Source organism: Sphingobacterium sp. SRCM116780, from assembly GCF_021442025.1.
GTDB lineage: Bacteria > Bacteroidota > Bacteroidia > Sphingobacteriales > Sphingobacteriaceae > Sphingobacterium.
In genome coordinates this window covers 2,366,196-2,384,672 of record NZ_CP090446.1, presented here as the reverse complement: position 1 = coordinate 2,384,672, position 18,477 = coordinate 2,366,196, and the positions used below count along the sequence as shown (strand labels likewise).

Annotated in this window: 14 protein-coding genes; 10 read left to right on the top strand and 4 right to left on the bottom strand. The window is 37.0% G+C overall.

Features of this window, described 5'->3' with window-relative positions:
- Positions 1–211 precede the first annotated feature (211 nt).
- The 5 genes from LZQ00_RS10305 to LZQ00_RS10285 all read left to right on the top strand — a co-directional run bounded on the left by LZQ00_RS10305 (position 212) and on the right by LZQ00_RS10285 (position 6,705).
- Complete coding sequence (locus tag LZQ00_RS10305; protein ID WP_234509200.1) at positions 212–2,338, top strand: WG repeat-containing protein; 2,127 nt, start codon at positions 212–214, stop codon at positions 2,336–2,338.
- Positions 2,338–3,111 (top strand): hypothetical protein, encoded by a 774-nt coding sequence (locus LZQ00_RS10300; RefSeq protein WP_234509199.1) that lies wholly within the window; start codon positions 2,338–2,340, stop codon positions 3,109–3,111. Before LZQ00_RS10305 ends, LZQ00_RS10300 begins: the two co-directional genes overlap by 1 nt.
- 172 nt (positions 3,112–3,283) lie before the next feature.
- The gene (locus LZQ00_RS10295; RefSeq protein ID WP_234509198.1) at positions 3,284–4,858 is read left to right on the top strand and encodes a Na+/H+ antiporter; all 1,575 of its coding nucleotides are present in this window, start codon (positions 3,284–3,286) and stop codon (positions 4,856–4,858) included.
- 569 nt (positions 4,859–5,427) lie between these two features.
- Positions 5,428–6,003: a Crp/Fnr family transcriptional regulator gene (locus LZQ00_RS10290; RefSeq protein ID WP_234509197.1), complete on the top strand. Its 576-nt coding sequence runs from the start codon at positions 5,428–5,430 to the stop codon at positions 6,001–6,003.
- 75 nt (positions 6,004–6,078) lie between these two features.
- Entirely contained in the window at positions 6,079–6,705 is a 627-nt protein-coding gene (locus tag LZQ00_RS10285) for an FMN-dependent NADH-azoreductase (protein WP_234509196.1), read from the top strand.
- An 89-nt stretch (positions 6,706–6,794) separates the two neighbouring features.
- Here the strand turns inward: LZQ00_RS10285 and LZQ00_RS10280 are convergent, their stop codons facing one another.
- Positions 6,795–7,793 carry a beta-ketoacyl-ACP synthase III gene (locus LZQ00_RS10280; RefSeq protein WP_234509195.1) on the bottom strand — a complete coding sequence of 333 codons (999 nt, stop codon included), beginning with the start codon at positions 7,791–7,793 and terminating at the stop codon, positions 6,795–6,797.
- 514 nt (positions 7,794–8,307) lie between these two features.
- Between LZQ00_RS10280 and LZQ00_RS10275 the strand changes: the two genes are divergently transcribed.
- Together LZQ00_RS10275 and LZQ00_RS10270 are read left to right on the top strand one after the other, a co-directional pair.
- Positions 8,308–8,883, top strand: a complete 576-nt coding sequence (locus tag LZQ00_RS10275; protein ID WP_234509194.1) for a GNAT family N-acetyltransferase — start codon at positions 8,308–8,310, stop codon at positions 8,881–8,883.
- A gap of 311 nt (positions 8,884–9,194) precedes the next feature.
- Positions 9,195–10,961, top strand: coding sequence for an aromatic amino acid hydroxylase (locus tag LZQ00_RS10270; RefSeq protein WP_234509193.1), 1,767 nt, complete (start codon positions 9,195–9,197; stop codon positions 10,959–10,961).
- Here the strand turns inward: LZQ00_RS10270 and LZQ00_RS10265 are convergent.
- Positions 10,947–11,852 (bottom strand): flavin reductase family protein, encoded by a 906-nt coding sequence (locus tag LZQ00_RS10265; RefSeq protein ID WP_234509192.1) that lies wholly within the window; start codon positions 11,850–11,852, stop codon positions 10,947–10,949. The two genes, LZQ00_RS10270 and LZQ00_RS10265, sit on opposite strands and share 15 nt — an antisense overlap.
- A 29-nt stretch (positions 11,853–11,881) precedes the next feature.
- Positions 11,882–12,859, bottom strand: a complete 978-nt coding sequence (locus LZQ00_RS10260; RefSeq protein ID WP_234509191.1) for a fumarylacetoacetate hydrolase family protein — start codon at positions 12,857–12,859, stop codon at positions 11,882–11,884.
- Between the two features lie 379 nt (positions 12,860–13,238).
- Between LZQ00_RS10260 and LZQ00_RS10255 the strand changes: the two genes are divergently transcribed.
- From LZQ00_RS10255 to LZQ00_RS10245, 3 genes are read left to right on the top strand one after another with little or no spacing between them, the layout of a single operon-like run.
- Positions 13,239–14,399, top strand: a complete 1,161-nt coding sequence (locus tag LZQ00_RS10255; protein WP_234509190.1) for a homogentisate 1,2-dioxygenase — start codon at positions 13,239–13,241, stop codon at positions 14,397–14,399.
- Positions 14,400–14,420: 21 nt separating this feature from the next.
- Entirely contained in the window at positions 14,421–15,551 is a 1,131-nt protein-coding gene (gene hppD / locus LZQ00_RS10250) for a 4-hydroxyphenylpyruvate dioxygenase (protein ID WP_234509189.1), read from the top strand.
- A gap of 45 nt (positions 15,552–15,596) precedes the next feature.
- Complete coding sequence (locus LZQ00_RS10245) at positions 15,597–16,823, top strand: Glu/Leu/Phe/Val dehydrogenase dimerization domain-containing protein (RefSeq protein WP_234509188.1); 1,227 nt, start codon at positions 15,597–15,599, stop codon at positions 16,821–16,823.
- Between the two features lie 144 nt (positions 16,824–16,967).
- Here the strand turns inward: LZQ00_RS10245 and LZQ00_RS10240 are convergent, their stop codons facing one another.
- Positions 16,968–18,248 carry an NYN domain-containing protein gene (locus tag LZQ00_RS10240; protein WP_234509187.1) on the bottom strand — a complete coding sequence of 427 codons (1,281 nt, stop codon included), beginning with the start codon at positions 18,246–18,248 and terminating at the stop codon, positions 16,968–16,970.
- Positions 18,249–18,477: the final 229 nt, after the last annotated feature.

Genomic DNA, 18,477 nt, shown 5'->3' with positions numbered 1-18,477 from the left:
ATTCTTTAGAACCTTTATTGTGAATATAAGAACAATCTCCATATTTATAAATACTTGAAGCTTTCGACTTTCATTTCAAGATTCTTTTCAGAACAGATGAATATTGATTGAAAATTAATTTTGTTAAAATTAATTTTTACCAAGTATTTCACATTAGGTTAAAAAGACATATATTTGAGTCTATAGCTAACCCTATTAAGCCCTAGAATATATGAGGTATATCATTTTTTTGCTTTCTTTTTTATTTGTCATTTCATGTAAACAAGAGCGAACCTTTAGTAAATTCGAAAATAAGACTGATTTTTTTAATTTTCTTAACAAATTATCTCCAGCTGATCGCACAGCTTTTTTAAAAAATCAATCTGCGGATATTGATTCTACATTAAAAAATGCAGCAGGTAATAGTGTCTATTTTAGTTTTTCTATGGGGTTATCCTCAGGTGATGAAAAAAAAGTAGACTGGGATACCGTGGATTTTAACCAATTGGATATAAAAGAAGATCCATTTGTATTAACTCCTGCAGATACGTTAAAAGCTCAATTTCAGGATTATGTCAAACAGTTGACAGTATTGCAGCATTTCAAATTACCGAATTCTAATTTTGCATATGATGCTGGAGAATCTCTTACAGATGAAGATAAGATCGAGGTGCAATTTAATCAGATTTATTCAGGTAAAACTCGCATCGATTCTGCTGCCATTGGCCTTAAATTGGTAGATAGTATCGCTATGACGCTTCATTATGATGTACCAATAGGTTTGGATTCGTTAGTGATACTCCCTGGATCAAAAACAGCGAAGTTTGAAGGACATGAATTGGATATCGATACCATCACTGCTCAAGGAATAGAAATCGATCTTCCATTGGAAGTATACGCACGCTATTTAGATAATCGAGGTGTCCTTAAAAACGATCAGGTGATCAGTACCAATTCCTATTCTGCAATGCCGCTTTTTGGACTTCATCCCAAAGTGAAAACATTTGCTGAAAAATCTTCTAATTTATTTAAAAAATATGGAGCAAAAGAGTTAAGTGATGCTGATTTGATTTTATTTGAAAAAGAGTTTACAGATGAAATGTTTTTGGGAACAAAAAATTTGTCAATCTGTAAAAATGAAAAATGGAAAGAACTTGAACATCTTCTTAAAGGAGATGAAGATGCGGATGTTTTCGACCAAATTAAGAAGATGCGGGAGTTTTTAGAAAAAAATCAGGAATACTTTGGCCCTACAGCACAACGATTAACGATTGCTTATCCGTATCCAGTTAAAGCATTTAATTTATATTTTACAAAGGAAAGTACAAGAATTACCCAAACGAAGACTGCTCAAGTAACCAGAGAGCCAGGGTCATCATATGCAGCAATTTATGATGAAAAACTAAATCGTTACGGTATTGTGGATTCCATCGGTCACATGCTGATTGAACCGAAGTTTGAGCAACTTAGTCGAGTATCAAACGGATATTTCTTTGATAATAAAGATAGTATAAGTTATTATCTCAATACAAAAACAAAGGAATTGGAGCCTGTAAAGAAAGGATATACCATTGATAAGATGTTAAACAAGGACTTGGGTGTATTTGAAAATAAGGATGATTTTAAAGGAATACTAAAAAATAACAAGGAGGAGTTAGTTCCTTTCAAATATGATGAGATTGAATTAGTCAATAAATTATTGATTGCTAAGTATACATTAAGAGGAAGATCCGTTTACGATTTTTATCAGATTGATGGCAAAAAAATAGATGTACCTATCATCCGAGATATTGAATATTTAGTGGATGAAAATATTGTACTAAGAGATAGCAAACGTCAATTCGGTATCTTATCGAATAGTGGACAGCTTCTAGTTCCCTTACAATATTCCAATATAAAAGATCTTAAAATCCCAAAAGTAGTTTCAGCCCTAAAAGACAATAAAGAAGTATTGTTGCATTATGATGGGAAATCATATCCATTGCCAGCCGATTTTAAAGATTTTTACTCGTTGAAGACTGCAGAAGGACTGATTGCTTTCGCTGGACAAAATTATAACGTGGGATATATGGATAGTCAAGGACGTGTTTTGATTCCAGCAACCTATTCCGATGTGACACAGTTTTACAGAGGTCATGCATTAGCAGAGACGGAGAATAATGAAATAAAGATGATCGATCAATCGAATAGAACGATAAAAGTGTTGAAAACGGCAAGTGATCATAACCCATCGATTGATTTTCATCTCTTTTCTGAGAAGGATGGTTATTTTACTATTGATGAACAAGTTTATGATTGGCAGGGTAATCCAGCAGCCATTACCTATGAAATGTTAACGCAAGATAATACAGAGAACTAATGAAGATTAAAATGAACAAATACAGCTGTATTCTTTTTTTGATGTTGACCATTTTGTCTTGTCAACATCAAGGAAATCGCTTTGGAGAAGGGGCTTTTCAGTTGGAAGATTTAGATTTTGGAATGAATTTGGAAGACTTCTATGGCAATGAAGATTTATTTCGCGGAAAGGTGGAAAAAGTAGGGTTGCGGACAGGTGAGCATGAAATAGAAGTCTCACGAGAAGGATTGGAAGATTCTATTGTTAGATATGTACAATATGATGTGACATCTCAGTCTGGAGACCTTAATTTGGCGAATTATCGAAATGTAAAATTTAATACATTAGAGCTGCTTGCGAATGATGACGAAACAGAAGTGTTGGTCGCGATGGCTGTAAAGGACACGATGAACAAGGATGATATTTCTAAATTGGTTGATAGGATTGAAAAAGATAATACGGAATCATTCATGAAGTCAAAAGAAATAGAAAAAGAAGATGGCCTGCGGTTGATTTGGCGCGGCCCGACAAAAACAATACAAATCGTATTACCAGAAAAAGATCCGATTCAATTTGATCGATCCGATGAAACATATTCACAAGGATATGATGAGAATGGTAAACCTATAGAAGAACCTGAAAAATTTTCTAAAATGGATATCATTCAACACTTCAAATCCAATCTGGATGAACTTGATCATGCTAAGGTCTATCTATTCATTTCAAAACCTAGTTTTTATGATTTATTTCACGAAAATGGCGCAAGTAGTTCTGGAACATTAACTGAATTTTAAATTTTTATATAAGTTTTTGAAAATAAGAGTATAAAATGCTATTATTAGTCCTGTTTGTTGAGGTGAATATATGCTAGCTATTCGTCTATTGAAAACTTTTGATGCTATTGGAGAGCAAGTAATTTTTTCTTTATTACAACAATTTATAAATCACTAACGTTAAGATTCTTACATGCTAGAAAACTTTCCATTTTACTTATCCCTAATCGTTCTCATTATTTTCCTGATCATGATTGGGAACAAAATAAAGGTGGCTTATCCTGTTTTGTTGGTTTTAGCAGGGTTGGGGATAAGCTTAATCCCAGGGATACCGATGTTGAAAATTAATCCAGAATTGATTTTCATTATTTTTTTACCACCACTGTTGTATGAGGCCGCTTGGGCAACCTCATGGAAAGAACTCTGGCATTGGCGACGTATCATAGGAAGCTTTGCCTTTGTAGTTGTCTTTCTTACAGCGGTATCGGTTGCCTTTGTAGCAAATCATTTCATTCCAGGATTTTCACTTGCTTTAGGGTTTTTATTGGGTGGTATTGTTTCACCTCCAGATGCGGTAAGTGCAAATGCTATATTAAAATTTGTGAAGGTTCCAAAACGGTTGTCGAGTATCTTGGAGGGGGAAAGTTTACTCAATGATGCCTCTTCTTTAATCATCTTTCGATTTGCCTTGATTGCTGTCGCTACTAGACAATTTATATGGCACGATGCGCTATTAAGTTTTGGTTGGATGGTCATTGGTGGTGTGGGTATTGGATTGCTGATTGGTTATGTTTTTATGAAAATCCATAAACGGTTGCCAACAGATGTCAACATGGATATTGCTTTAACTTTAGTAGCTCCCTATGTCATGTATATAGCTGCGGAAGAGGTGCATAGCTCTGGCGTCTTAGCGGTTGTAAGTGCTGGACTCTTTCTATCCAATCAACGACATAAATTCTTAAAAGGTACTTCCCGTTTACGATCTGAGAATGTTTGGCAGAGTTTCGTATTTCTTTTAAATGGACTTGTCTTTATGCTGATTGGTTTAGATATGCCCGAAATTACTTCAGGTTTGCGAGCAGAAGGAATCAATATTTACCAAGCAACAGGCTTCGGATTACTCATCACCTTGGTATTGGTTGTCGGAAGAATTTTAGCTTGTTATGGTGCCGTGTTGGTTACGCTGGTGATGCGAAATTTCATCACTGTTGCCGATGCTAAAAATCCAGGCTTACGGACACCAATATTTTTGGGCTGGGCGGGTATGCGTGGGGTTGTATCTCTGGCTGCTGCACTTTCTATACCGGTGCATATGGACAACGGGATGGCATTTCCACATCGCAATATGATCCTGTATATCACCTTTGTCGTGATCTTAGTGACTTTATTGGTGCAAGGATTAACATTGCCCATATTAATTAAAAAAGCACCATTACCAGAGTTCCCTGATCATTTGACAGAAGCAGAAACCGAAGAGATGCTGGAAAACGCTTTATCCAGAGAATTATCAAATTTTCTGGGTGAAACGAAAGATCCAAATAATCTTAATCATCAAATAAAAGACCTTGTGAGTATCCTGAATGAACATCATCATTCAACCAGAGCAATAGAATCAAACGAACAAATAAAAACAATTTGGTTGACTTTACTCGAAAGACAACGGATTTTGCTATTGGAAATGAATAAAAAACACCCAAATATAGATGAAGAGATTATCCGTAAATATCTGCATAAAATAGATCTGGATGAAGAAAAACTAAACTGTTAAGATATGCTATTTAACAGGACACCTTTTTCTAACCTTATTCGGACTTTCTTCTAACCAACTTCTAAGTTCCACTATACCTGGAACGCTGTTTTACCGCTGTTGCACCGCTCTTTTCCCGATGCAGATGTGGTAAAAAGGCGGTGCAAGGGTGGTATTTTAGTGTTTGGGTTCCGAAGTTGGTTAGAAGAAGGTATAGTGTTGGTATAAAGAAAACCCTATACAAGTACATCGACAGTTCAAACATTTTGGAATACATCGAAAGTATGGTAAATTGCATAAGCTCACAAAGGGTAGCACTATATCGGTCGACGAAAGCTCCACAATAGCGCAGCATCAAGAAATTAGCTAGAAGATTGGACATAAGCAGTAATCTACTGAAAGTTTATCTCCAACATGGAGAAAGAACAAAATAGTAGCATCTTAAAAAAGATAGCGATAAACAAAGCTATAAGCGTATCAAAATATACTCGATAGAGTAATTGATGTCGTTGGGGGTTTGATCCGCTTAAACAAGCTTATTTTAAGGAAAAACGACAAGCTTATACCACGTCTGCATTCATCATGTTGTTATGAGAGAAAGTTTAATAGAGAACATACAATCCAAAATAAAATTAAGTACCGAAGAAATAGAGATTTTTAATACGTTTTGGAAAGAAAGAAAGCTGGTTAAAAATGAATATATCTTTAGAAACGGAGAAATTTGCAAATTTGATAGTTTTGTTATTTCAGGTAGTTTTAAAGCCTTTTATATCCATCCAGATACAGGAAAAGAAGAAATAATCTTTTTCGCTATTGAAAATTGGTGGGCGACCGATTTAGATAGCTTTTCTAATCAAAGTCCATCCATGTATGCCATACAGGCAATTGAAAACTCGATTGTACTGCAAATAAATTATCCCTCCTTTGAAGAACTGTTAAGACAAATACCAAAACTTGAACGATACTTCAGACTCATTTTACAAGGCTATAATTCTTCGATCCAAAGAAGAATAATCTTAACCAATTCCCACTCAGCAGAAGAGCGCTATCGTGATTTTGTGCAGCGGTATCCAAAAATTATTCAAAAAGTCCCGCAATATCTGATCGCTTCATACCTTGGAATAACACCTGAGTTTTTAAGCAAAATCAGAGGGAAAAAGAACTGATTTTTTCTTAATATATATTAAGAAAGTACTGAAATGTTGCTGATACTTTTGTCTTACAATCAAATAAAAGGACAAATGAAAAAAGTTTTGGTTATTAACGCAAGTACAAGAGATGAAAAATCACAGAGCAGAACGCTCACAAAATTGTTCGTTGAAACCTGGTCTAAAAATTACCCGGAAGATCGCTATACCTATCGAGAGGTAGGTTTAACTCCAGTTCCACACATCACAAGTGATTGGATCACCGCTTCCTTCATCAAGCCTGCAGATCGAACAAAAGAAAATCAGGAACCCTTAGCATTAAGCAATATGCTTGTAAAAGAACTTCAAGAAGCAGATATTTACGTCTTAGGTGTTCCCATGTATAACTGGTCTATTCCAAGTGGATTAAAATCTTACATCGATCAAGTGATGCGTATCAATGAAACATGGAAGTTCCGATCAGGAGAACCTGACGGAGACTATGTGGGACTGTTATCGCATAAAAAACTATTTATTTTATCGAGCAGAGGAGACAGTGGATATGGTCTGGGAGAGCCAAATGCGCATATGAATTTTCAAACCACTTACCTAAAGACAATTTTTACAATCATGGGAGTAAAGGATATTGAAATCATATCCCTTGATAACGAAGAGTATGGCGGAGCCCTTTTCGCTAAATCTCAGCTAAAAATACACAAACAGATAGTAAAGTTAAAATAGATTTAAACTAGGTATAATTGCTGATACATAGATTATTATAAATTTAAACGCCATGATCAACGATCATGGCGTTTATAGTATTTATTTTCTTATACCATCCAGCGGAATAGACTTGCTCCCCATGAAAAACCAGCACCAAATGCCGTTAACATAACGAGATCCCCCGTTTTCATCTGTTTTAAGTTTTCCCAGATACACAAAGGTATAGTTGCTGCTATCGTATTTCCAAGATATTCAATATTACTTAAGGTACGGCCTTCCGGAATGTTTAATGAGCGACCAACAGCATCAATGATCCGTTGATTTGCTTGATGTGGTACAACCCAATTCACATCCGCTATCGTTAAATTATTTCGTTGCAATACTTGACTGCAGGCATCGCTCATGGATTGAACAGCTTGTTTAAAAACTGTTTTACCATCTTGACGCAAGTATCTATTTTGTATGTTTGTATCTATTAAACTAATCGGATATCGTGTTCCTCCAGCTTCAATATTTAAAAACTCTCGGCCATCACCATTACTTCTTAAATAAGCATCCATAATACCACCTTCCACAGAAGGTTGCAATAATACTACTCCAGCACCATCTCCAAATAAAATATTAGTAGAACGATCATGGATATCGACATAGGTACTGATATTATCTGCTCCGACAACTAATACATTTTTGTAACGACCAGTTTCAACCAATGATGCACCCATATCTAAGGCGTATAAAAATCCGGAACAAGCGGCATTAATATCAAAAGCCCATACCTGTCTAAGACCTAATTTTTCTGCAATGATATTGGCTGTTGCAGGCATTAGCATATCAGGTGTTGATGTGGCAACGAGAATAGCATCTATTTCCTGTAAATCTTTTCCATATTGATTTGCCAAATCCTGAATCGCCCGAACTGCCATATCAGAAGTCGCTAATTCGTCCTCTAGAATTCGACGTTCCTTGATTCCAGTCCTTTTTATGATCCACTCATCAGTTGTATCACATACCTTCTCAAGATCAGAATTTGTTCGTCTATTTTGAGGAATATATCCCCCAATTGCGGTAATTGCAGCGTAAAGTTTATTTGGAAAAGTTGTATTCATATACAGTGGTTATCATAGTTAAGTATGATTAGCCTTTGAATGTTGTTTATTTTTTTATCAATCTCTATCCTATAGCTCCGTTATTTATACTTTCACAGACCCAAAAAGAGTTGCAAAAGTAATATATTTTTATCAACAGTTTACAAAATAATGATATTGTGACAAAATGATTACGATGAATTACTTTTTTTGAACCGAATTGCAAAACGGTCTAGTAATGATACCGTTCAAAATTTATTGTTTAGAATTTAATTTTGGAAAAACAAGTAATAACAAAATATCTGAAATAATTGTTTCTCGGACAAAAGCAGCTAAATTCTAGACTGATTATTTCTCTTAATAAAGCAACCATGACAAAGAGATGGTGCATAAGACCGCTTTGTTGATCACGACATGCTTAATGTAAACGCTACTGAAAGTATTTAACTAACTTATAAAGTTTGCTACCTATACTTTATACCGATAAATTGTTTGAAAATGGTTAAAAAACACGATATTGTCTTCAGTAATCAAAATGAATAAAATAGAACAGATGATACATTTTTCGCTTCAACCCCACTTAGAAAATGATAAGCTCAGATTAGTTCCCCTTAAAGAAGAAGATTTTGAAATACTTTATGAAGTAGCAAAAGATCCACTCGTTTGGGAACAACATCCAAATAAAGACAGGTATCAACGACCGGTATTCCAAACATTTTTTGAAGGCGCATTATTGAGCCAGGGTGCTTATTTGATACAAGAAAAACAAAGTGGTGAGATTTTAGGAAGCACACGATTTTACGAGTACAATGAAGCAGATAAGAGTATTTTCATTGGTTACACATTTTATGGAACCAAAACTTGGGGGAAGGGAATCAACCCACAGGTGAAAAAGATGATGCTCGATTATATCTTTCAGTTTGTTGATACCGTTTATTTTCATGTAGGAAAAAATAATGTGCGATCACAGAAAGCGATGGAAAGACTAGGAGGAAGAAAAATAGCGGAGCAAGAAGTCGCCTACCATGGTGAACCCAATCGGATAAATGTCGTTTATGAAATTAGAAAAACAGATCATCTACCTTCAACAAGTAAAAGTAGTCGTCATTAGTGCTACATAGATTTCACAATTATTGTCAAGGATATTTCAATAACATGCAGGAATTCGAGCATGTGAAACGTGTTAAATACGCTTTTTTTGCAAGCTATTTGGTCATGATAATTTTTATTAAAATGGGTTTCATTTTCCTTTTTTAGTAAGTGATTTTTAAAAGAGCTGAATAATGGTTGTTAAAAAAATAAAATTTAAGCGATTCATTTAGCATTTCCTTTATTTAAAAAGAGCTATTTCCTTGTAAAAGCTTCATATTCTTTAGTTTACCTGTGGTAAAAAAACTAAATTTGTCTATAGCTTATTTACAAATGGAAACATACGGTAATCCGGTATTACATCATCTACCCCTACATCTCAAACGGTATATAGTACCACAACAATATGAACGTTATACAGCTTTAGATCAAGCCGTATGGCGCTATGTCATGAGACAAAACTATGCCTATTTGAAAGACATAGCCTACTATCCTTATATCCCGGGACTTCGCAAAGCAGGTCTTACGATTGAAGAGATTCCAAATTTGCAAGCCATGAATGACAGTCTCAAACAGATTGGATGGGGAGCAGCTACTGTGGATGGATTTATTCCTCCTGCAGCTTTTATGGAATTTCAAGCCTATCGTGTATTGGTCGTCGCTGCTGATATCCGTCAAATAGAACATATTGAATATACACCTGCACCAGATATCATACATGAATCTTCAGGTCATGCACCCATCATTGGAGAACCTGAATATGCGGAATACCTACAATATTTTGGAGAAATCGGTACAAAAGCAATGTTTTCAGCGAAAGATTTCGAATTATACGAAGCGATTCGACATCTTTCTATTTTAAAAGAAAGCAGTACGGCTACAACAGCTTTAATTTGCGAAGCTGAAGGAAAGCTTAAGCATATCCAGGAAAATATGGGAGCACCTTCCGAAATGGCTTTATTGAGCAGACTACATTGGTGGACCGTGGAATATGGATTGATTGGTACAGTAGATGACCCTAAAATTTATGGTGCCGGATTACTTTCTTCGATAGGAGAGAGTGTATCCTGTATGCGAAAAGAAGTACCTAAATTACCGTATTCTTTAGGGGCTTTGAATTACGCTTACGATATTACGAAACCACAACCCCAATTATTTGTTACGCCAGATTTTACACATTTACGAAAGGTATTGGATCAATTTGCCAATACAATGGCTTTTCGTGTAGGAGGGAAAATAGGTTTGGAAAAAGCGATTGCTTGTAAGAATTTATGCACAATCGTTTACCGTTCCGGTTTACAGGTTTCCGGATTGTTTCAAACAGGTATTGTTGCCAATGAAATCGAATATATTCAAACAACTGGACCTACGGCATTGGCAGTTCATGATAAACAACTAGAAGGGCATGGTAAAACATATCATGCTGAAGGTTTTGGTTCGCCTGTAGGGCGTTTGCTTGGTACTCATAAAGCATTAGAAGATTTTGATGAGGTTGATTTAATGGAACATGGAATTATAGCCGATCAACAAACAATATTGACATTTACTTCTGGTATTGAGGTAAGAGGAGTCGTAAAATCCTTAGTACAGCAAGATAACAAAATACAACTGATCTCTTTTTATCCTTGTCAGGTCATCGACAATAGAAACTGTCAAACCTTATTTGATCCAGCCTGGGGAACTTATGATATGGCTGTAGGTGAACGGATTGTCTCGGTGTTTTGTGGAGCGGCAGATAAAGCAGCGTATGAACAAGATGCCTCTGTTTCTGAACTCAAAACCATCTTACATGAACAGGATGATCAAACAAAAGAGAGAGATCAACTATATAGCCTCATCCGTCAAAGACGCATCAATAATGGATCTATAATAACACTGACGGAACTTTATAAACATATAATAGCCAATTATCCAACAGATTGGTTGGCACTTGTTGAAATGCTGGAAATCGCAATACATGATCAAGATCAATCATTGGCGATACAAATCGAACAACGACTTCATGATATTATAACAGATCAACCGCAATTGACCAAGCTTATTCAGGATGGAATTCGATTAGCAAAAGATCAGCAGATTGCTTTACTAGTAGCCCAGTAATAATACCTGCCAAGCTTTGGTCACCTCACCTTGATCCAAAAGCTTGGCAGCATATTGATGAAGTTTTTTACTTCTTTCCTGCACATCAGCAAAGGAGTGGTCTACCAATGATTGTATCACCTGATCTTCGATCCCTATATTTTCTGCTATTCGAGTCGGTAATTGTTCAACATTTGCGAGCATACCCAAATGATTGCCTGTCAGGACTTCGGACAAACGGATATGTTCTGGTAAACAATCTACTCCAATACCTAAATTGCGCAGAGGTTTTGGTACTTCAAATAAGTTGTCTTTGGTGACACGACAATACCAATTGTCCCCCAATCGCGCGACAAGATCGAGCGAATCTTGTGCTACTTGATGATGCTCATTCATTAATTCTTCATGAATATGCATACATACAATCTCCGCAATGACTAAGTTACCTGCTCCAGGACCATCACCTAAACTGATGATTTCGCGAACTTTACATTCCAATTGTACAGGAGATTCGGCTACGCGAGGTGGTGTGATATGTGTTGATGGAATGGGAGTGAACCCTGATTTCTCAAACTCATTGATACCCTTGGCATATTCTGTACTGGCAAGAGACTGCTGTTGTACCATCGCATAGTTGACGATATTGATCACCACTTCAGGAACTTCCTTTATATTTTCAAGGCTGTGTTTTGTAGATCCATCCCGCATGCGTCTCAATGGTGAAAAAACACAAATCGGAGGTTGTTGCGACATGAAATTAAAGAAACTAAAAGGACTCAGATTGACCTGACCAGCAGCATCTATCGTACTGGCAAAACAAATAGGACGCGGTGCTACAGCATATTTGATTAGATTGTCAAAAATAGCTTGTTGTGCTATTGGATCGATAACAGTTGTTTTTTTTAGTGGCATCGTAAAAATAGGTCTAAATGCAATCGTAATTAATCTTCGTGCTGTGCAATAATTTTGGTGTATAACTGTCCCAACCCCGTTACCTCCATAAGGACGGAATCACCAGCCTGCAACCATTGTTCTTCGTACACCGGGTTGTTTAGTTTACCCGTACCATTGAGTTCTAAGAAACAACCGGTTCCGACTGTTCCCGATCCGATCACATCACCAGGAAACATCTCAACGCCATAGGAAACCCGTTCGATAATTTCAGCAAACGTCCAATCCATATCGGCTAGATTTCCTTTTGAAACCAGTTGGCCATTGACATAACAAGTCATTTCCAGATTATAAGTGGCACCAATATGACCAGCAGCAGTAGCGACACGATACTTTTCAAGTTCATCCGGAGTGACCAACCAAGGTCCGATAACCGTTGCAAAATCCTTGCCTTTAGCAGGACCTAGGTTGAGTTTCATCTCTTCCATTTGCAGTGTTCTGGCACTCAGGTCATTCATGATCATATAGCCACCAATATAGGTGTCAGCATCTGCAGCACAGATATTTTTCCCCTGTTTATCTAATACCACGGCCACCTCCAATTCAAAATCAAGTTTATCAAAATGCTTGGGCATACAGGCGACTTCTCCAGGTCCACAAATAGCACGATGATTAGAAAAATAGAATACAGGGAATAGATCAAACTCAGGAATCATTGCTAAACCGCGATTTCTACGAGAGGTAGCCACATGTTGACGAAAAGCATAAGCATCTCTTAGCGAACTTGGATAAGGAACAGGAGCGCGTAAAGTTGTATTGTTAACAGTAAGAGGGGCTATCGTTTGGGTAGCTGAACAAAGCATATCATAAGCATGTTTCATCTGTACTTTAGTTTCCTCATCTGTGTGCAAATAAGCTTGCATGGAATCAGGAAAGCTCGAATTTATTTGTCTGCATAAATGGATGTTGGTATCAACCACAAAACCCAAAGACTCTTTTTCTTCTTGAATACAGGTAACAAGTTTCATAATCTAGATGCTATATTGTGCAAATTGGTTTCCTTCTTATTACCTTTTTTAGCTTATCTAATTATAATAAGCTTTTTCGTTACGCATAAGTAGGATGGGCATAAATATAGGAAGTTCAGCTATATTTTTTTGTTTATTTTTTTAAATATTCAAAATTAAAATATTACATTTGATATAATCAATAATCCAATTATGAACATCAACGGACTCCAATATTCAAGAGTCATGCTCGGTATGAACGCTTTCGTGAAGGCGTTGATTGCTGATGTGGTGTTTGCACAGTACTAATTTCTGTTTCCTCTCTTTTTTCTGTGCCAGAATGAATTGTTAAACAAGTTCTGCAAAAATATATCTTTTAACATTTTTAATTGATTCCCATATGCCAGTTTATCATCAATTGGGGGAAGTTCCTCCTAAAAGACACACCGTATTTAGAAAACCGGATGGTGCACTATATTCCGAAGAATTAGTCTCTACTCACGGTTTTTCGAGCACCTATTCATTGGTTTACCATTGCCATCCACCGACATTAGTGAAGCAAATTCAGGAACCTTATGATGTATCCCCAAAGATTGTCCGAGACAAACATTTGAAACACACCAGCCTAAAGGGCTTTGCTGTTTCACCAAAGGACGATTACTTAGAAAGTCGCACTCCTGTTCTGGTCAATCAAGATCTTCACATCTCGTTGGCTGCCCCACGAAAGTCAATGACGGACTATTTTTATAAGAATAGTCAAGCGGATGAGATTATATTTATCCATGAAGGTACAGGCGTACTCAAGACAGGATACGGCCAAATTCCTTTTGGTTATGGTGATTATATCGTCATTCCAAGAGGTGTCATCTATCAGATCCATTTTAATAGTCCAGACAACCGGCTATTTATTATTGAATCATTTTCACCTATTCGCACACCTAAACGTTATCGCAATGAATTTGGACAATTGATGGAGCATGCGCCATTCTATGAGCGAGATATGAGAAAACCTGTGCAGTTAGAAACGAACGACCAATTCGGTGATTTTGAGATCAGAATAAAGAAGCAAGGGTTGATTTATCCGTATATATATGGCAGTCACCCATTTGATTTTGTAGGATGGGACGGCTATCATTATCCTTGGGCTTTTTCTATCCATGACTTTATGCCCATTACGGGCAAATTGCATCAACCTCCTCCCGTACATCAAACTTTTGAAACCGACAGTTTTGTGGTCTGTAGCTTCTGTCCAAGACTCTACGACTACCATCCGCAATCTATTCCTGCACCCTATAGCCATAGCAATGTCGATTCCGATGAGGTCTTGTATTACGTAGATGGCGATTTCATGAGCCGCAAAAGTGTGGAACGGGGACAGATCACCCTACATCCGGGAGGGATACCACATGGACCACATCCAGGTACAGTAGAAAAAAGTATCGGACAAAAACTGACAGAAGAACTTGCGGTGATGATCGATCCTTTTAGACCGCTGATGTTAACCGAAGAAGCCTTGAAGATTGAAGATCCAGATTATTTTAAATCCTGGATGAGTGAGTAAAAAATAAATAATACAGAAACTATGAAACAACAAACTTTTGCTGAAAAAATAGCCTTAGCACAAGATTTCCTTCCCATTAATGGAACAGACTACATCGAATTCTACGTGGGGAATGCTAAGCAAGCTGCACATTTTTATAAAACAGCTTTTGGATTTCAATCCGAAGCTTATGCAGGGCCTGAAACAGGTGTACGCGATCGTGCTTCTTATGTCTTGAGACAAGGGAAGATCCGATTGGTATTAACCACTGCACTTCGGTCGGATCACCCCATAGCCGAACATGTCAAAAAACATGGTGATGGGGTCAAAATTCTTGCCCTATGGGTAGATGATGCAACAAAATCTTTTGAGGAGACAACAAAACGAGGAGCCAAAGTTTATCAAGAACCTCAAGTGTTGAAGGATGAATATGGGGAAGTGTGTACTTCCGGTATTTATACTTATGGAGAAACAGTCCATCTTTTTGTGGAACGTAAAAATTATACAGGTTCTTTTTTACCGGGTTATGAAGCTTGGGAAAGTGACTATCAGCCCGAAGAAGTGGGATTGCTGTACATTGATCATTGCGTAGGAAATGTGGGCTGGAACAAGATGAATGAGACGGTGGAATGGTATCAACAAGTGATGGGTTTTGTGAATGTCCTGTCCTTTGATGATAAACAAATTAATACCGAATATTCTGCACTCATGAGCAAGGTGATGAGTAATGGAAATGGCTATGTCAAATTTCCGATTAACGAACCTGCAGAAGGACAGAAGAAATCCCAAATCGAAGAATATTTGGAATTCTATGAAGGAGAAGGTGTACAACATGCAGCCTTGGCAACAAAAGATATCGTTAAAACGGTAAAAGCGTTGAAAGCTCGAGGAGTAGAGTTTTTAGGTGCACCTCCTGAAGCATACTACGATATGTTACCTGAACGTGTAGGTGAGATTGATGAAGAAATCAAAATCATCCAAGATCTGGGAATTCTTGTTGATCGTGATGATGAAGGATATCTATTGCAAATTTTTACAAAGCCAGTGGAAGATCGACCGACTTTGTTTTTTGAAATCATTCAACGTAAGGGCGCTCAGAGTTTTGGGGCTGGGAATTTTAAAGCTCTGTTTGAAGCCATAGAAAGAGAACAAGCGAAACGAGGAAATCTATAAATAGTTGAACAATAAAAAAATATATGCATTGCCAATATGAAAGACATGAAAGATTTATTGCAAGCTTTTGAACGTAAAAGGCCAGAGATTGTATTTGAATGGAAAGACAACGAAACAGAAGCTGAAGGTTGGGTCGTTATTAATTCTCTGCGGGGAGGGGCAGCAGGAGGAGGTACTCGTATACGTTTGGGTTTGGATAAAAATGAGGTGGAATCTTTAGCAAAGACGATGGAAGTTAAATTTACCGTCTCTGGCCCTGCCATTGGAGGAGCAAAATCGGGTATTAACTTCGATCCATCTGACCCACGTAAACAAGGGGTTTTGGATCGATGGTTTAAAGTCGTCACTCCTTTATTGAAAAACTATTATGGAACTGGTGGAGATCTCAATGTAGACGAAATTCACGATGTCATCCCGCTGACCGAGCAATATGGTCTTTGGCATCCACAAGAAGGTGTCTTGAATGGACATTTTAATGTCCGCGAAAATGAAAGAATCCATCAAATCGGACAGCTGCGGTATGGTGTTTCTAAAGTATTGGAAGATCCGGCTTATAGTCCGGATATGAAACGCAAATATAAAATTGCGGACATGATTACGGGCTTTGGTGTTTCAGAAGCTGTTAAACATTTTTATAGCCTATATGGTTCAGATTGTGCAGGTAAAAGAGCCATTATTCAAGGATGGGGGAATGTCGCTGCAGCTGCGGCTTTTTATCTCAGTAAAATGGGAGTGAAGATCGTGGGTATCATAGACCGTGTTGGCGGATTGATCAATGCTGCTGGCTTTACGGAAGAAGAAATCACGTCACTTTTTTTGAACAGAAAAGGAAACGCACTGACGAGCCCAGATTTAATGCCTTTTGAAGAAGTGAATAAACAGATTTGGGGTATTGCTGCTGAAGTTTTTATCCCTGCAGCAGCTTCTCGATTGGTTTCAAAAGAACAAGTGAGTGAAATGGTGGCAAACGGACTGGAAGTCATTGCTTCAGGAGCCAATGTTCCATTTTCAGACCGTGAAATATTTTATGGACCTGTGATGGAATATGCCGATACGCAAGTATCTGTTATTCCGGATTTTATTGCCAACTGTGGTATGGCGCGTGTATTTGCCTATTTGATGCAACCAAATGTAGAAATTAGTGACGATGCTATTTTCTCAGATGTTTCACGCATTATTGAACAAGCAATCAAAAATATCAGAACCGTTTCGGAATCTAAAACACATATTTCATCAACAGCTTATGAAATTGCCTTGAAACAATTGGTGTAATATCACATATAAGGTAAAAATAAAAAAATGCCTTAGGCGGGGAGCCTGAGGCATTTTTACTAACCAATTATTAACCTAAATTATGAATCTAAGTTAATTCAAATGCTGTGCCAAAAATATAAATGTTCTTGTTTTTTACAATAATTAACTATTTTTCTCTAGCTGGTAAGAAAGTTCCCCTAACTTGATTAGTTTAAATGTGGCACCGACTTCTAGCCCTAACTCTTCCGCAGCAGCTTGCCCCAAACTCAGGACATGCGATCGATCTCGTCGATAAGAAAAGGCACATTCATGCTCATTTTTTATCAGTACTCTAATCTTTTTTGTTTTGTTTGGAAATAACGATTTTAAATCTTTCGTAATTCTAATTTGATGTTTACTAACATCTTCGCTCGTGATATGGTTGCCTTTAGAGGGGATAATAGCGGTTTCTAAAGATTCCGAAGTCGGTTTTGCTGTCGCTTGATGGGTTGGTGTATTAGTAACCTGATTATCCTTTGATGAAATAACAATAGTTTCCAAGGATTCCACGGTAGGTTTTGTTGTCGCTTGATTGTGCGATTTATCGGTGAACTTCTTGCTTTTTTGTGGACTGACAGTTATGTCTACGGGTTCAAAAGCCGCTTTTGTTGCTATTTGATTGACGGATTTGTTGATGATATTTCTGATGTAGTAGTTTTTTATTCTTGATTTTTCCGTATTTCTTTCTTCTATTTCGAAATCCTCTTTATAAGCTTTAAAAAGATGCGATATTTTTGCGTAACCATAATTTCTAGCATCAAAATCTGGTTTTCTTTTATTGAATAGACTTCCTATTTCTCCTAAAAAAGCCCATCCGTTTTCATCAGCAGTATCATCTACTGTATCCTTCAATAATTCAAGTGTTTCTTCATCCAAGGAGGAAATCTTGTTTTGTTCAACTGGAATAGGAGTGGTGTTGGGTACCGTATTATTTTTCTTTTTGATAGCTTTCTTTTTAACTTCTTTCTCTAAAATCTCTACATAGATAAATTTATCACAAGAAGAAATAAAGGGTTTTGGAGTTTTCCGTTCCCCAACACCAATAACCAATTTGCCCGATTCTCTTAATCTTGTTGCTAAACGTGTAAAGTCACTATCACTGGAAACGATACAGAAGCCATCTACGCGATCCGAGTGCAGGATGTCCATAGCGTCGATAATTAAAGCAGAATCCGTGGAATTTTTACCTTGGGTGTAACTATATTGTTGAATGGGTGTGATCGCATGTGTCAAGAGGCTGTCTTTCCAGTTTTCTACATAAGGGCTTGTCCAATCACCATAAATCCGCTTGATCGTGGGCACCCCATATCTTTTAACCTCGTTTAATATCTCTTCTATTTTTTTATACGAGATATTATCGGCATCAATCAAGATGGCTATTTTAAGTTCTTTTTCTTCTGACATCTCTCGTTATTTTAATATGCTTTATGTATGGAATGCACTTGGAATGCTATACAACGTATGCGTTTAAATGAATCTTTACGTCGAATAGGGTGGGAAAATGGAAATGCGTATACATGATTAAAAAGTATCTGCATATAGCATTTCTAGTATCCTTTCTTGTAAATATAAGGTTTCATTTTTATTCTTTTGATATGGAGGGATAATTTCTTTCCTACTATATAAAAGGAGA

Excerpts from the sequence above, each read along its gene's own strand:
- LZQ00_RS10305 (WP_234509200.1), top strand. The coding sequence starts at position 212 with ATGAGGTATATCATTTTTTTGCTTTCTTTTTTATTTGTCATTTCATGT.
- LZQ00_RS10300 (WP_234509199.1), top strand. The coding sequence starts at position 2,338 with ATGAAGATTAAAATGAACAAATACAGCTGTATTCTTTTTTTGATGTTG.
- LZQ00_RS10295 (WP_234509198.1), top strand. The coding sequence starts at position 3,284 with ATGCTAGAAAACTTTCCATTTTACTTATCCCTAATCGTTCTCATTATT.
- LZQ00_RS10290 (WP_234509197.1), top strand. The coding sequence starts at position 5,428 with ATGAGAGAAAGTTTAATAGAGAACATACAATCCAAAATAAAATTAAGT.
- LZQ00_RS10285 (WP_234509196.1), top strand. The coding sequence starts at position 6,079 with ATGAAAAAAGTTTTGGTTATTAACGCAAGTACAAGAGATGAAAAATCA.
- LZQ00_RS10280 (WP_234509195.1), bottom strand. The coding sequence starts at position 7,793 with ATGAATACAACTTTTCCAAATAAACTTTACGCTGCAATTACCGCAATT.
- LZQ00_RS10275 (WP_234509194.1), top strand. The coding sequence starts at position 8,308 with ATGAATAAAATAGAACAGATGATACATTTTTCGCTTCAACCCCACTTA.
- LZQ00_RS10270 (WP_234509193.1), top strand. The coding sequence starts at position 9,195 with ATGGAAACATACGGTAATCCGGTATTACATCATCTACCCCTACATCTC.
- LZQ00_RS10265 (WP_234509192.1), bottom strand. The coding sequence starts at position 11,852 with ATGCCACTAAAAAAAACAACTGTTATCGATCCAATAGCACAACAAGCT.
- LZQ00_RS10260 (WP_234509191.1), bottom strand. The coding sequence starts at position 12,859 with ATGAAACTTGTTACCTGTATTCAAGAAGAAAAAGAGTCTTTGGGTTTT.
- LZQ00_RS10255 (WP_234509190.1), top strand. The coding sequence starts at position 13,239 with ATGCCAGTTTATCATCAATTGGGGGAAGTTCCTCCTAAAAGACACACC.
- hppD (WP_234509189.1), top strand. The coding sequence starts at position 14,421 with ATGAAACAACAAACTTTTGCTGAAAAAATAGCCTTAGCACAAGATTTC.
- LZQ00_RS10245 (WP_234509188.1), top strand. The coding sequence starts at position 15,597 with ATGAAAGATTTATTGCAAGCTTTTGAACGTAAAAGGCCAGAGATTGTA.
- LZQ00_RS10240 (WP_234509187.1), bottom strand. The coding sequence starts at position 18,248 with ATGTCAGAAGAAAAAGAACTTAAAATAGCCATCTTGATTGATGCCGAT.